This is a genomic window from Pseudomonas sp. J452 (assembly GCF_024666525.1).
In the GTDB taxonomy this organism is placed as follows: domain Bacteria; phylum Pseudomonadota; class Gammaproteobacteria; order Pseudomonadales; family Pseudomonadaceae; genus Aquipseudomonas.
In genome coordinates this window covers 3,471,861-3,484,286 of record NZ_CP088294.1, presented here as the reverse complement: position 1 = coordinate 3,484,286, position 12,426 = coordinate 3,471,861, and the positions used below count along the sequence as shown (strand labels likewise).

The following is a 12,426-nucleotide window of genomic DNA, read 5'->3' as shown; positions in this document are numbered from 1 at the left end:
CCAGGCCCGTCGATCTGGCGCAATGCGCCCTTGCCAGTCCGGCAGCTGCGCCCTACCCTGCGCCTCTGCGATTTTTTGACTCCACAGGAAGACCCATGTCCCTGGAACAGCAATACACCGCCATCCTCGGCCAGCTCGGCGAGGACGTGTCCCGCGAAGGACTGCTCGACACGCCGAAACGTGCCGCCAAAGCCATGCAGTACCTCTGCAAGGGCTACCAGCAGACCCTCGAAGAAGTCACCAACGGCGCCCTGTTCAGCTCCGACAACAGCGAAATGGTGCTGGTGAAGAACATCGAGCTGTACTCGCTGTGCGAGCACCATCTGCTGCCGTTCATCGGCAAGGCCCATGTGGCCTACATTCCCAGCGGCAAGGTACTGGGCCTGTCCAAGGTCGCGCGGATCGTCGACATGTACGCCCGCCGCCTGCAGATCCAGGAAAACCTCAGCCGGCAGATCGCCGAGGCGATCCAGCAGGTTACCGGCGCCCTCGGCGTGGCGGTGGTCATCGAAGCGCAGCACATGTGCATGATGATGCGCGGCGTGGAGAAGCAGAACTCGTCGATGGTCACCTCGGTGATGCTCGGCGAGTTTCGCGAAAACGCCGCCACCCGCAGCGAGTTCCTCAGCCTGATCGGCTGATTGCCGCTGCAACAGAAAACCGGCCTCCAGGGCCGGTTTTTTATGGCGAGCTAATCGATATCCGGTACAGCCAAGCCCGAGCAAGTCGGGTACCCTGCCGCCCCTTTCAGACACTCCTACAGGAATGACCGGCGATGCTTATCAAGGCACTGCGGATCGGCCTCGGCCAGATCATCATCTTCATCGATTTCATCACCCGTCCGCGCAAACTCAAGCGCAGCGCAGAAGCCCAGACCCAGGTCGAACGCGAAGCCGCCGGCCTGGCGCTGTATCAGTTTCATGCCTGCCCGTTCTGCGTGAAGACTCGGCGCAACCTGCACCGCCTGAACGTGCCGGTAGCGCTGCGTGACGCAAAAAACGACGCCACTCACCGCCAAGAGCTGCTGGAGCAAGGCGGCAAGATTCAGGTGCCGTGCCTGCGTATCGAGGAGTCGGGCGAGAGCCGCTGGCTGTATGAATCCAAGGCCATCAGCGCCTATCTGAACGAGCGTTTCGCCGCGCAGTAAGCCTGTGGGGCAAGACGCAATCGCCCTGCCCCCAGCCCACTGTCAGCCGAGCATGCTCACATGTTTGGGATGGCTGGCCACGCGCGCGAGCCAGGCCTGCACCGCCGGATAGGCGCTGAGGTCGAAGCCACCCTCGTCGGCCACGTGGGTATAGGCGTACAGGGCGATGTCGGCGATGGTGTACTGCTCGCCGACCAGGTAGGGCGTACGGCTGAGCTGCTGCTCCATCACCTTGAGCGCCTTGTGGCCGCGCACCATGCACACCTTGAGTTCTTCCTCGCGTTCGGCCGGGCGCCCCTGGTACAGGTGGATGAAGCGCGCCACCGCCACGTAGGGCTCATGGCTGTACTGCTCGAAGAACTGCCATTGCAGCATCTGCGTGCGCAAGCGCGGCTCGCTGGGAATGAACTCGCTGCCATCGGCGAGGAAATTCAGGATGGCATTCGATTCCCACAGGTAGGTGCCGTCTTCCAGTTCCAGCACCGGGATCTTGCCGTTTGGGTTCTTGGCCAAAAACTCGGCAGTCTGCGTTTCACCCTTGAGGATGTCGATCGGCAGCCACTCGCACTCGCGGCCGAGCAGGTGCAGCATCAGTTTGATCTTGTAGCAGTTGCCTGAACGGTAATCACCGTAGACCTTGAGCATGCTATTTACTCCCTTGCGCTTCGCGCACCACCGCCGCCAGGCGACGCAGGCCTTCGCCCAGACGCTCCGGCTCGACGTGGCTGAAATTCAACCGCAGGTGACCGGGGTTGGCATCCGGCTCGACGAAGAACGGCTCGCCCGGCATGAACGCCACGTTTTGCGCCATCGCCGGCTGCAGCAGGGTGCGGGTATCCAGCTTGTCCTTCAGGGTCAGCCAGAAGAATAGGCCACCCTGAGGAATCTCCCAGGTTGCCAAGTCACCGAAGTGTTCCTGCAGCGCCACCTGCATGGCGTCGCGACGCACACGGTAGAAGTCGCGCAACTCGGCCAGGTGCGCGCGGTACTTGTCGCTGCCTAGCCACTGCAGCGCCTGCCACTGGCCGATACGATTGGTGTGCAGGTCGGCGGACTGTTTCAGGCGCAACAGATGCGGGAACAGGTCCGGGGTAGCGATCAGGTAACCCACGCGCAGACCCGGCAGCAGAGTCTTGGATACGGTGCCGGTGTAGATCCAGCTGGCGCGCTTGAGGCGGCTGACGATAGGCGTGGCGCTGCCAGCATCGAAGACCAGCTCGCGGTACGGCTCATCCTCGATCAGGGTGACGTTGAACTCGTCGAGCAACGCCGCCACCGCATCGCGCTTGGCTTCGCTGTAACGCACGGCGGACGGATTCTGGAAGGTCGGAATGAGGTAGGCGAAAGCCGGCTTGTGCTGCTGCAGGCGCTGGCGCAGAGCCTCCAGCTCGGGGCCGTCGGCTTCCTGGGGCACGGTGATGCAGTCAGCGCCGAACAGCTGGAAGGACTGCAGCGCGGCCAGGTAGGTCGGCGCCTCAACGAGAATTTCCGTACCCGGATCGATAAACAGCTTGCTGGCCAGGTCGAGGGTCTGCTGCGAACCGCAGACGATCAGCACCTGGCTGGCCTCGCACGGTACGCCGAGCAGGCGCGCTTCGGCGGCAATCCGCTCGCGCAGTTCCGGCTCGCCTTCGCTCATGCCGTACTGGCCCATGCTGACCGGCATGTCGTTCCAATCCACCTTGGGCAGCATCGCCTCGGCCGGCAGGCCGCCAGCGAAGGACATCACCTCCGGACGCTGCGCCGCAGCAAGGATTTCGCGGATCAGGGAGCTTTTCAGGCGGGCAACACGTTCGGAGAAGGCCATGACAAATCACCGGTAGCAAAGGCAGGACAAATTGGGTCAAACTGATTGACCGAAACTACGCCGACTCGGACAGATACGTCAATATGCTTGACCTGAAAAAGCCGACCAGCCAGCAGGCCGCCATGGAAGCCTTCTTCTTCGGCTACCAGGCCTTCACCGCCAAACCGGACGAAATGCTCGCCCGCCGGGGTCTGTCGCGGGTTCACCATCGCATTCTGTTCTTCATCGCCCGCTATCCGGGGCTGAGCATGAAGCAGCTGCTCGGCTACCTGGGCGTGAGCAAGCAGGCGCTGAACATTCCGCTGCGCCAGTTGCTGGAAATGAATCTGGTGGAAAGCCTGGCGGCGCCGGACGACAAGCGCAAACGCCTGCTGGCGCTGACTGACGATGGCGCCAAGCTGGAGCAGGCGCTGCGCCGCGAGCAGGTGAAACTGCTCGAGCGCATGCTCGCAGAAGCCGGCGCGGATGCAGTGAGCAGCTGGTTGGCGGTCAACCAGCGGCTCGGCAACACCCGCCAGGTGCTGCTCGGCGAAGACTGATCAGCCCTGGGCCGGCTGCCCGCGCAACTCCTCGGCCGCGCGGAAGAACACCAGCATCATGCACAGCGTGGCGCCCACCAGCGGCACAACGGCCAGCACCATCAGCAGGATGGTGGCCAGCAAACCGCCACCGACGATTTCCATCCAGGCCAGCACGCGGAACACTGGATAGACGTCCTTGACCTGCAACAGTCTGATCCCCAGCCACAGCGTCACCCCGCCCAGCATGGCCAACAAGCCGAAGTAGACGAACATCGGCCAGCCGAACTGAGCCAGCTCAACATCGCCGAAAGCCAGGTCCAGCCCCTCCAGCACCAGCATAAAGAAGAGCGAAAGCCACACCGGCAGGCTCAGGCCGCGGGCACTGAAACGCTGCTCGGCAAAGCCTTTGAAACGCAGCAGCACGTACATGCCGAGCAAGGTGTTGACCAGACCAAGGGCCACCACGCCCTGTTGCCGAAGGGCATCGGCTTGCTCGTCGACGACGAACACCAGCACCAGGTCAACCAGGGACGCAAGCAGCGACACCAGGCAAAGCCAGCCGAGCACCTGCAGTTGCCCGGCACTCCAGCCCAGCAGTTGCTGAGGCGATTGCTGATCGACCAACGCCACCTGAGGCGCGGCATAAGGGTTGTTTTGCTCCATACGACTTCCTGTGTCTGCAATGAAAGGAACAGTACCGTGCAGTTTCAACTCTGGCGAAAACTGTAACGCTCAAAGCACGCACTGCTGTACCGCGACGCTCAGCCTAACAGGGCATAGGCTGCCAGCAAGCCCGGAGTGCCGCCATGACCACTGAACTGTTACTCGCTTTTATCGCCTTTGCCTTCGTCACCTCGGTTACCCCGGGGCCGAACAACATGATGTTGCTCGCCTCGGGGGTGAATTTCGGCGTGCGCCGCAGCCTGCCGCATATGCTCGGCATCAGCCTGGGCTTCATGATCCTGGTGATCGCCGTGGGCCTGGGGCTTGGCCAGTTGTTCGAACAGTTCCCGCCGTTGTACAGCGCGCTGCGCTACGGTGGCGCAGCTTACCTGCTCTATCTGGCCTGGAAGATCGCCGGCGCCGGCGCACCGGATGCCGCCACCGGCAACAGCAAGCCGTTTACCTTCCTGCAGGCCGCGGCCTTCCAGTGGGTCAACCCCAAGGCCTGGATCATGGCCATCGGCGCCATCACCACCTACACCCCGCATGAAGGCTTTCTGCTCAATGTGCTGTTGATCGCCGCCCTGTTCGCCCTGGTCAACTGCCCCAGCGTCGGCCTGTGGACCGTGGCCGGCAGCTTCCTGCGCCGCTGGCTGGAGGCACCACGGGTGCTGCGCGCTTTCAACATCGGCATGGCCCTGCTGCTGGTGGCCTCGCTCTACCCTATTCTTAGCGATTTCCAAGGACAGCTCTGATGACCCAGGCTCACCCCCTGCCCTTGCGCCCACTGGCAGACAGCTCGCCATCGGCGGTCGTCGCCGGCTTCGTCGCCATGCTCACCGGCTATACCAGCTCGCTGGTGCTGATGTTCCAGGCCGGCCAGGCTGCCGGCCTGAGTACCGCGCAGATTTCCTCCTGGCTGTGGGCGCTGTCGATCGGCATGGCGGTCTGCACCATCGGCCTGTCGCTGCGCTACCGTGCGCCGATCGTGGTGGCCTGGTCGACACCGGGTGCGGCGCTGCTGATCACCAGCCTGCCGGGGGTAACGTACCCGGAAGCCATCGGCGCCTTTGTCGTCTGCGCCCTGCTGCTCAGCCTGCTGGGCCTGTCCGGCGCCTTCGAGCGGGTCATGCGCCACCTGCCGGCCTCGCTGGCCGCGGCGCTGCTGGCCGGGATTCTGTTTCGCATCGGCAGCGAAATCTTTATCGCCGCACAAAACAGCAGCCTGCTGGTGCTGGCCATGTTCTTCACCTTTCTGCTCGGCAAACGCCTGTTGCCGCGCTATGCGGTGCCGGCGGCGCTGCTGGTCGGCGCAAGCCTGGCCGGCGGGCTGGGTCTGCTGGATTTCAGCCAGTTCGAGTGGCAGGTGGCGGTGCCGGTGTGGACCACACCGAGCTTCTCCTTCAGCGCGGTGATCAGCATCGGTATTCCGCTGTTCGTGGTGGCCATGGCCTCGCAGAACATCCCAGGCATTGCCGTGCTACGCGCCGATGGCTATGACGTACCGCCTTCGCCGCTGATTTCCACAACCGGCATCGCCTCGCTGCTGCTGGCGCCGTTTGGCTCCCATGGCATCAACCTGGCGGCCATCAGTGCGGCGATCTGCACCGGCGCCGAAGCCCACGAGAATCGTCACAAGCGCTACACCGCGGCGCTCTGGTGCGGGCTGTTCTACGGTGTCGCCGGGATTTTCGCTGCGACCCTGGCCGCCCTGTTCGCCGCTTTGCCGGCCGCCCTGGTGCTGTCCATCGCCGCCCTGGCCCTGCTCGGTTCCATCGGCAATGGCCTGGCCCAGGCCATGCAGAACCCCGGCGAGCGTGACGCCGCGCTGATCACCTTCATGGTCACCGCCTCGGGCATGACCCTGCTCGGTATCGGCTCGGCCTTCTGGGGTTTGATTGGCGGTGCGCTGACTCTGCTGATCCTCAACTGGCGCAAGGCGTAGCCCGGATGTAATCCGGGATCGGAGTCGCCGGTCTCCCGGATTGCATCCGGACTACGACGCTACAACGCAGATACAGCAAACAAAAAGCCCGGGCATGCCCGGGCTTTCTCGTGGCGCAGCGTATCAGGCCGCTTCGGTTTCCTCGCTGGCCAGCTCCTTGCCGTGGGCAAAGTTGACCCACCAGCCGAAGGCGGCAGCCGTGAAGAACATGATGAAGCTGTAGATCGCCGCCGGAATGGCCATGGTCGCGTTGTTCAGCAGCATCGGACTGAGCGCCAGGGCAATCGCCAGGGTGCCGTTGTGGATGCCGATTTCCATGCCGATGGCCACCGCCTGACGCCGTGGCAGCTTCATCAGGCGCGGCACGCCGTAACCCACGCCGAGGCTGACCAGGTTGAACAGCAGCGCCGCCAGACCGACCACCGGGGCGTAGTCCACTACCGTCTGCCAGTCCTTGATGAAGGCCAGCACCACCACCAGCACCAGGAACAGCGCGGAGATGATCTTCACCGGCTTCTCCATAGCGTTGGCGAAGCCGGGCGCCAGGCGGCGAATCACCATGCCGATAGCCACCGGGCCGAGCACGATGGCAAACACTTGCACCACTTTGGCGAACTGCAGCGGAATGGCCTGATCGCCTTCCATGAAATAGGCCAGCGACAGGTTGACGATAAATGGCATGGTCAGGATGGCGATCACCGAATTGACCGCAGTCAGCGTCACGTTCAGCGCTACGTCACCGTGGGCCAGGTGGCTGTAGAGGTTGGCCGAAGTACCACCGGGCGAAGCCGCCAGCAGCATCAGGCCGACCGCCAGCGCCGGTGCCAGGCCGAAGCCCTTGGCAATCAGGAAGCACAGCAGCGGCAACAGCAGCAGCTGGCAGGCCAGGCCGATCAACACCGGTTTGGGAAACTTCACCACCCGGGCGAAGTCCGCCAGGGTCAGCGACAAGCCCAGGCCGAGCATGATGATGCCCAGGGCAATGGGGAGAAATGCGGTGAGCAAGGGTGATGCGGTCATTCTTGTTGTTCTCCGAAACGAGTCGGCCGATTCTCACGACTGCCAGCCACCTTGTAACTGGCTTTGCGCGCCAAGGGGCGGTGTTGCTGTTACAGAATGCAAAAAAGGCGCCTTGCGGCGCCTTAAAACCTATTTACGAGCTTCTGAATTAGAGCCAGACAAGGCGCTACGTCAGTAACAGCCTCCGGCTGGTCAAAACGCCGAAGAAGCGCAGTTTACGGACTGTAAATGAGCATGACTCGTTGTACTCGCCCTTCGGGTCGCGCTGAAGCGCGTTAGCCGCAAGCGGCTTACCGAGGCCGTTTTTAACGCGGTATGGCCGCGAGTCAGGAGCTCGTAAACAGGTTTTTCGGGTTCAGATCGCGGTAGCCCCGCCATCCACCGCCAACGAGTGGCCAGTGGTGAAGCCGGCCCCGTCACAGCATAGGTAGAGCACCGCAGTGGCGATTTCCTCGACTCGCCCGATACGCCCGACCGGGTGCATGCCGGCGACGAACTCGGCTTTCTTCGGATCGGTTTCGGCCGCACGGCGCCACATGTCGGTGTCGATCACCGCCGGGCACACGGCGTTGACGCGGATCTTCTTCTTGCCATATTCGACCGCAGCTGACTTGGTCAGACCGATTACCGCGTGCTTGGAGGCAGCATAGATACTCATCTTCGGTGCCGCACCGAGGCCGGCCACCGAGGCGGTGTTGACGATGGCACCACCGCCCTGGGCCAGCAGCAGCGGGATCTGGTGCTTCATGCACAGCCACACGCCTTTGACGTTGACGCCCATGATGGCGTCGAACTCGGCCTCGCTGCCCTCGGCCAGCTTGCCCTTCTCAATTTCGATGCCGGCGTTGTTGAAGGCGTAGTCCAGGCGGCCATAGGCGGCCAGGGTGCGCTCCATGAGCACCTTGACCTCGGCTTCGCGGGTCACGTCGCAGCGTACGAACAGCGCATCGCCACCGGCTTCGCGGATCAACTGCACGGTGCCTTCGCCGCCGGCCACGTCGACATCGGAAACCACCACCTGCAGGCCTTCGCCCGCAAAAGCCAAGGCGGTGGCACGGCCAATGCCGGCGGCACCACCGGTTACGAGAGCTACTTTGCCGGAGAAGGTCATGCTCATGTCTCTATCCTCGCTGGGAGTTGGGAATGAGCGCAGTCTAGCCAGCCGCCCGCGTCACGAGCAGCACTATCAAGCTGCCGTGTGAAGGTTCATGCAGAAAACTGATGACCCGATTAGGCCTCGGGTTTGAGCCACGAAGCAGGCGGCCGACCCTGGATGGCATACCAATAGGCTTGTGCTGGCGAGCACTTGCCGATGGTGAGCAACAGAAGACTGAAAAGCCCCCTGACGACGAAGAGGCTGGCAATGAACAAGACCGGCACCGAAAGCAGCGTAATGGCCAGCCAGCAGAAAAAGGCCAGTCGCATACCGGCCAGAGGCGCCTCACTGAGAGGCAGGCCCAGTGCGATCCGGGTGTAGTACATGGTCACTGCAACCAGAACACAGCCGGTGAGGACCATCACCCAGCCGAGGACGAAAACCAGCGTTCTGTATGGCGCTCTTAGTCGAGCCTGTGCCGCCTGGGCTCGCATGAGGTGACGGAGCAGCATGGCGGTGGCTCTCCTCGTCGATGCCGAACCGTCGTCTGGGTGATCAGCCCAGTTCGGCCACTATGTCGGCCAGGGCCTTGGCCGGGTTATTGGCCTGGCTGATCGGACGGCCGATCACCAGGTAGTCGGAGCCGGCCTTGAGCGCGTCGGCTGGGGTGAGAATGCGCCGCTGGTCATCGGCCGCGCTGCCCGCCGGACGAATCCCCGGCGTGACCAGTTGCAGGGCCGGTTGCGCGGCCTTGAGGGCCGGCGCTTCCTGGGCCGAGCAGACCAGGCCATCCATGCCGGCCTGGGCAGCCAGATCCGCCAGGCGCAGCACCTGCTCCTGCGGGGTAATATCCAGGCCGATACCGGCCAGGTCGTCCTGCTCCATGCTGGTCAGCACGGTCACGCCGATCAGCAGCGGCTTGGCGCCACTCAGTTTGTCCAGCTCGTTGCGGCAGGCCGCCATCATGCGCAGGCCACCGGAACAGTGCACGTTGACCATCCACACGCCCAGCTCGGCGGCGGCCTTGACCGCCATCGCCGTGGTATTCGGGATGTCGTGGAATTTCAGGTCGAGGAACACCTCGAAACCCTTGGCCTGCAAGGTCTCGACCACCGCCGGGCCGCTGCGGGTGAACAGTTCCTTGCCCACCTTGACCCGGCACAGCTTGGGGTCGAGCTGATCGGCCAGGGCCAGCGCGGCGTCACGGGAAGGAAAGTCGAGGGCAACGATGATCGGGGTCTGGCAGGACATGGCGGACTCACAGGCAGGTCGAAAACGCCGCGCATTGTAGCGAAAGCCGCCGCCGGCGTCAGAACTGCTGCCCGCTTCGCCGCTAGCCGGCCAGGGTAATCCGTCCACTTGGCGCATGGGGCCGGTGCAGGAAAAAACCACTACAGCGCCAATCAGCCGGTTGCTGGCCATTCACCGCGGCAATGCTTCCGCACTGCGGCGACGCGGTTAGACTGTGCGCCATCTCCAACGACCAGGCAGCAGTCATGGCCCGTCTCCAGCTCGACTTTTCCCAGCAGCAGTTCTGCTACAGCAGCCACATGACCGTGCGCAGCACCGACATCAATGCCAGCAACCACCTGGGCAACGATTCGATGATCTCGATGATTTCCGAAGCACGGGCGCGCTTCCTATTCGATTTCGGCATCCGCGAAGCGGCCGAGGCCGACGACATCATCGTCACCGACCTAGCCACCATGTACCGCGCCGAATCCCATGCCCGCGACCAGCTGCTGTTCGAAGTCGGGGTGATGGACTTCAACCGCTACGGCGGCGACATCATCTTCCGCATCACCCGCCCAGCCGATGGCACGCTGATCGCCCTGGCCAAATCCGGCTTCGTGTTCTTCGACTACCGCCTGGGCAAGGTGGCGGCAATGCCGGCTGATTTCCGCGCCAAGTTCCCCGCGGTCAACTGGCTGGACTGAGGCTGGCGCAGCGCTGGAGCAGGTTCTAGGGTTAATCACGGATTGCCCAGCAAGAGGCATCAGCCGAGGAGCCCACACATGCGCATACGTCATCCCTTCAAACCCTTGCTGCTGGCCAGCCTGGCAGCACTGCCCATGGCCAGCCAGGCCGCCCCTTCCGTCGAGCGTGGCCGCTACCTGGTGCAGGTGGCCGGCTGCAACGATTGCCATACCGCCGGCTATATCATGGCCCCGGATCAGGTGCCGGAAAGCGCCTGGCTGCTGGGCGACAGCCTGGGCTGGAGCGGGCCCTGGGGCGTCACCTACGCCAGCAATCTGCGCCTGGTATTGCCCAAGTTGACCGAAGAGCAGTGGCTGCTACTGGCGCGCAACGCCAACTACCGGCCGCCCATGCCCAACCACGCGTTGCGCATCATGGAAGAAGACGATCTGCGCAGTATCCATCGTTTCGCCAAGCAGCTCGGTGAAGCCGGCCAGCCTGCCCCCGCCGCCTTGCCGCCCGGGCAGACGGCCCAAGGCCCGGTGGTGCAGTTCCCGCAACCGCCCACAGAACCCTGAGCGTCGCGCCTCAATACAGTGCGAAGGCCATCACTTACGCACTGTATTGAACCGACCACCTCGAGCAACACGGCTGTACAGCCCGCGCAGCAGGCAAACAGGCACGTTGGCCCGGCTCTTGCTGTAGTACCGTCATGGCATCCAATGGCGGTTGCCCCAGATACGACAAAGGCGTCGCACTACCCCCGCTAACTAGCGATCAGGTGGTGCGGCGCTTTTTGCGTTTCAGCCCCAACGCATGGGGTGGGTCGACGGGCCGCGATCCGGACGTCGACCGGTAACTCTCTCAATCTGGCTGTGGCTTCGGCCGCAGGGTTGGGCGCCACAAGCGCCCGGCTCACCCGGCAACTGCAGGCGACGTGCCCACGATCACGGCAACCTGCAGCCTGCCGGGACTCTCTTTTGCTGACGAGGTGTTGGATGAATACAAGTTTCTGGAAAGCCGGCCACGCACCGACGCTGTTTGCCGCATTCCTCTATTTCGACCTGAGTTTCATGGTCTGGTACGTGCTCGGCCCGATGGGCGTGCAAATCGCTACCGACCTGGGCCTGACCACCCAGCAACGCGCCATGATGGTGGCCACGCCGATTCTGGCGGGTGCCGTATTGCGCTTTTTGATGGGCCTGCTGGCCGACCGCACATCGCCGAAGACCGCCGGCCTGATTGGCCAGGTGATTGTCATCGCCGCCCTCGCGGTGGCCTGGCTGCACGGCGTGCATAGCTACGAGCAAGCCCTGCTGCTCGGCCTGTTCCTCGGTTTCGCTGGCGCCTCCTTCGCCGTCGCCCTGCCGCTGGCTTCGCAGTGGTATCCGCCGCAGCACCAGGGCAAGGCCATGGGCATCGCCGGCGCCGGCAACTCCGGCACCGTGCTCGCCGCCCTGTTCGCCCCGGGCCTGGCCGCCATGTTCGGCTGGAGCAACGTGTTCGGCCTGGCACTGATCCCGCTGGTGCTGACGCTGATCATCTTCGCCACGGTAGCGCGCAACGCCCCGGAACGTCCGCCGGTGAAATCCATGGCCGACTACCTCAAGGCCCTGGGTGACCGCGACAGCTGGTGGTTCATGTTCTTCTACAGCGTGACCTTCGGCGGCTTCCTCGGCCTGGCCAGCACCCTGCCCGGCTACTTCCATGACCAGTACGGCTTCGACCCGGTCAAGGCTGGCTACTACACCGCCGCCTGCGTGTTCGCCGGCAGCCTGATGCGCCCACTCGGCGGCGCCCTGGCCGACCGCATCGGCGGCATCCGCTCGCTGCTGGTGATGTACACCTGCGCCTCGATCTGCATCGCCGCCGTCGGCTTCAACCTGCCCAGCTCGCTGGCCGCCCTGGCCCTGTTCGTGGTCGCTATGCTCAGTCTGGGTGCCGGCAACGGTGCAGTGTTCCAGCTGGTACCGCAGCGTTTCCGCAAGGAAATCGGCGTGATGACCGGCTTGATCGGCATGGCTGGCGGCATCGGTGGCTTCTGCCTGACCGCCGGCCTCGGCGCCATCAAGCAGTCCACCGGCTCCTACCAGCTCGGCCTGTGGCTGTTCGCCAGCCTGGGCATCCTGGCCTGGGTCGGCCTGTACGGCGTCAAGCTGCGCTGGCGCACCACCTGGGGTTCGGCAGCTGTTACTGCCGCCCGCGTATAACCCTGTGTGCGGTGCCGGGCTCACTGCCCGGCGCCACACAGGTCGGTTGCGACAAAGGCGGGGCGACCACAGACTCCCTGCACTGGTCAGGAAAGGTGGA

The 12,426-nt window shown here is 63.8% G+C and carries 15 protein-coding genes; 8 read left to right on the top strand and 7 right to left on the bottom strand.

Annotated elements, in window-relative coordinates:
• Positions 1–95: 95 nt before the first annotated feature.
• Positions 96–641 (top strand): GTP cyclohydrolase I FolE, encoded by a 546-nt coding sequence (folE, locus tag LRS11_RS15870; protein WP_173206837.1) that lies wholly within the window; start codon positions 96–98, stop codon positions 639–641.
• A 134-nt stretch (positions 642–775) separates the two neighbouring features.
• Positions 776–1,147 carry a glutaredoxin family protein gene (locus LRS11_RS15865; protein ID WP_260493876.1) on the top strand — a complete coding sequence of 124 codons (372 nt, stop codon included), beginning with the start codon at positions 776–778 and terminating at the stop codon, positions 1,145–1,147.
• Positions 1,148–1,189: 42 nt separating this feature from the next.
• Here the strand turns inward: LRS11_RS15865 and LRS11_RS15860 are convergent, their stop codons facing one another.
• Together LRS11_RS15860 and LRS11_RS15855 are read right to left on the bottom strand one after the other, a co-directional pair.
• Positions 1,190–1,792: a glutathione S-transferase family protein gene (locus LRS11_RS15860; protein WP_260493875.1), complete on the bottom strand. Its 603-nt coding sequence runs from the start codon at positions 1,790–1,792 to the stop codon at positions 1,190–1,192.
• Between the two features lies 1 nt (position 1,793).
• A complete protein-coding gene (locus LRS11_RS15855; RefSeq protein ID WP_260493874.1) occupies positions 1,794–2,954 on the bottom strand; it encodes a PLP-dependent aminotransferase family protein in 1,161 nt (386 codons plus the stop codon).
• Between the two features lie 83 nt (positions 2,955–3,037).
• On the opposite strand from LRS11_RS15855, the gene LRS11_RS15850 reads away from it, so the two are divergent.
• On the top strand, positions 3,038–3,493 hold the full coding sequence (locus tag LRS11_RS15850; RefSeq protein ID WP_173206849.1) for a MarR family winged helix-turn-helix transcriptional regulator: 456 nt from the start codon (positions 3,038–3,040) through the stop codon (positions 3,491–3,493).
• On the opposite strand, the gene LRS11_RS15845 is transcribed toward LRS11_RS15850, so the two are convergent.
• A complete protein-coding gene (locus tag LRS11_RS15845) occupies positions 3,494–4,138 on the bottom strand; it encodes a hypothetical protein (RefSeq protein ID WP_260493873.1) in 645 nt (214 codons plus the stop codon).
• A gap of 143 nt (positions 4,139–4,281) precedes the next feature.
• Here LRS11_RS15845 and LRS11_RS15840 point away from each other — a divergent pair, with 143 nt between their 5' ends.
• Both LRS11_RS15840 and LRS11_RS15835 read left to right on the top strand, forming a co-directional pair.
• A complete protein-coding gene (locus LRS11_RS15840; RefSeq protein ID WP_260493872.1) occupies positions 4,282–4,893 on the top strand; it encodes a LysE family translocator in 612 nt (203 codons plus the stop codon).
• Positions 4,893–6,083, top strand: a complete 1,191-nt coding sequence (locus LRS11_RS15835; protein WP_260493871.1) for a benzoate/H(+) symporter BenE family transporter — start codon at positions 4,893–4,895, stop codon at positions 6,081–6,083. Before LRS11_RS15840 ends, LRS11_RS15835 begins: the two co-directional genes overlap by 1 nt.
• Positions 6,084–6,206: 123 nt before the next feature.
• Here LRS11_RS15835 and LRS11_RS15830 read toward each other — a convergent pair whose 3' ends face one another.
• The 4 genes from LRS11_RS15830 to pyrF all read right to left on the bottom strand — a co-directional run bounded on the left by LRS11_RS15830 (position 6,207) and on the right by pyrF (position 9,450).
• Positions 6,207–7,103, bottom strand: coding sequence for a bile acid:sodium symporter family protein (locus tag LRS11_RS15830; RefSeq protein ID WP_260493870.1), 897 nt, complete (start codon positions 7,101–7,103; stop codon positions 6,207–6,209).
• 355 nt (positions 7,104–7,458) lie between these two features.
• Positions 7,459–8,220: an SDR family oxidoreductase gene (locus LRS11_RS15825; RefSeq protein ID WP_260493869.1), complete on the bottom strand. Its 762-nt coding sequence runs from the start codon at positions 8,218–8,220 to the stop codon at positions 7,459–7,461.
• Positions 8,221–8,333: 113 nt separating this feature from the next.
• Entirely contained in the window at positions 8,334–8,711 is a 378-nt protein-coding gene (locus LRS11_RS15820) for a hypothetical protein (RefSeq protein ID WP_260493868.1), read from the bottom strand.
• A 43-nt stretch (positions 8,712–8,754) separates the two neighbouring features.
• Entirely contained in the window at positions 8,755–9,450 is a 696-nt protein-coding gene (gene pyrF, locus LRS11_RS15815) for an orotidine-5'-phosphate decarboxylase (protein ID WP_260493867.1), read from the bottom strand.
• Positions 9,451–9,695: 245 nt separating this feature from the next.
• On the opposite strand from pyrF, the gene LRS11_RS15810 reads away from it, so the two are divergent.
• The 3 genes from LRS11_RS15810 to LRS11_RS15800 all read left to right on the top strand — a co-directional run bounded on the left by LRS11_RS15810 (position 9,696) and on the right by LRS11_RS15800 (position 12,326).
• The gene (locus LRS11_RS15810; protein WP_260493866.1) at positions 9,696–10,136 is read left to right on the top strand and encodes a thioesterase family protein; all 441 of its coding nucleotides are present in this window, start codon (positions 9,696–9,698) and stop codon (positions 10,134–10,136) included.
• 78 nt (positions 10,137–10,214) lie between these two features.
• Positions 10,215–10,694, top strand: a complete 480-nt coding sequence (locus tag LRS11_RS15805) for a cytochrome C (protein WP_260493865.1) — start codon at positions 10,215–10,217, stop codon at positions 10,692–10,694.
• Between the two features lie 420 nt (positions 10,695–11,114).
• Positions 11,115–12,326: a nitrate/nitrite transporter gene (locus tag LRS11_RS15800; RefSeq protein WP_260493864.1), complete on the top strand. Its 1,212-nt coding sequence runs from the start codon at positions 11,115–11,117 to the stop codon at positions 12,324–12,326.
• Positions 12,327–12,426 lie beyond the last annotated feature (100 nt).

Excerpts from the sequence above, each read along its gene's own strand:
- LRS11_RS15835 (WP_260493871.1), top strand. The coding sequence starts at position 4,893 with ATGACCCAGGCTCACCCCCTGCCCTTGCGCCCACTGGCAGACAGCTCG.
- folE (WP_173206837.1), top strand. The coding sequence starts at position 96 with ATGTCCCTGGAACAGCAATACACCGCCATCCTCGGCCAGCTCGGCGAG.
- LRS11_RS15850 (WP_173206849.1), top strand. The coding sequence starts at position 3,038 with ATGCTTGACCTGAAAAAGCCGACCAGCCAGCAGGCCGCCATGGAAGCC.
- LRS11_RS15855 (WP_260493874.1), bottom strand. The coding sequence starts at position 2,954 with ATGGCCTTCTCCGAACGTGTTGCCCGCCTGAAAAGCTCCCTGATCCGC.
- LRS11_RS15830 (WP_260493870.1), bottom strand. The coding sequence starts at position 7,103 with ATGACCGCATCACCCTTGCTCACCGCATTTCTCCCCATTGCCCTGGGC.
- LRS11_RS15800 (WP_260493864.1), top strand. The coding sequence starts at position 11,115 with ATGAATACAAGTTTCTGGAAAGCCGGCCACGCACCGACGCTGTTTGCC.
- LRS11_RS15805 (WP_260493865.1), top strand. The coding sequence starts at position 10,215 with ATGCGCATACGTCATCCCTTCAAACCCTTGCTGCTGGCCAGCCTGGCA.
- pyrF (WP_260493867.1), bottom strand. The coding sequence starts at position 9,450 with ATGTCCTGCCAGACCCCGATCATCGTTGCCCTCGACTTTCCTTCCCGT.
- LRS11_RS15840 (WP_260493872.1), top strand. The coding sequence starts at position 4,282 with ATGACCACTGAACTGTTACTCGCTTTTATCGCCTTTGCCTTCGTCACC.
- LRS11_RS15860 (WP_260493875.1), bottom strand. The coding sequence starts at position 1,792 with ATGCTCAAGGTCTACGGTGATTACCGTTCAGGCAACTGCTACAAGATC.
- LRS11_RS15825 (WP_260493869.1), bottom strand. The coding sequence starts at position 8,220 with ATGAGCATGACCTTCTCCGGCAAAGTAGCTCTCGTAACCGGTGGTGCC.
- LRS11_RS15820 (WP_260493868.1), bottom strand. The coding sequence starts at position 8,711 with ATGCTGCTCCGTCACCTCATGCGAGCCCAGGCGGCACAGGCTCGACTA.
- LRS11_RS15810 (WP_260493866.1), top strand. The coding sequence starts at position 9,696 with ATGGCCCGTCTCCAGCTCGACTTTTCCCAGCAGCAGTTCTGCTACAGC.
- LRS11_RS15845 (WP_260493873.1), bottom strand. The coding sequence starts at position 4,138 with ATGGAGCAAAACAACCCTTATGCCGCGCCTCAGGTGGCGTTGGTCGAT.
- LRS11_RS15865 (WP_260493876.1), top strand. The coding sequence starts at position 776 with ATGCTTATCAAGGCACTGCGGATCGGCCTCGGCCAGATCATCATCTTC.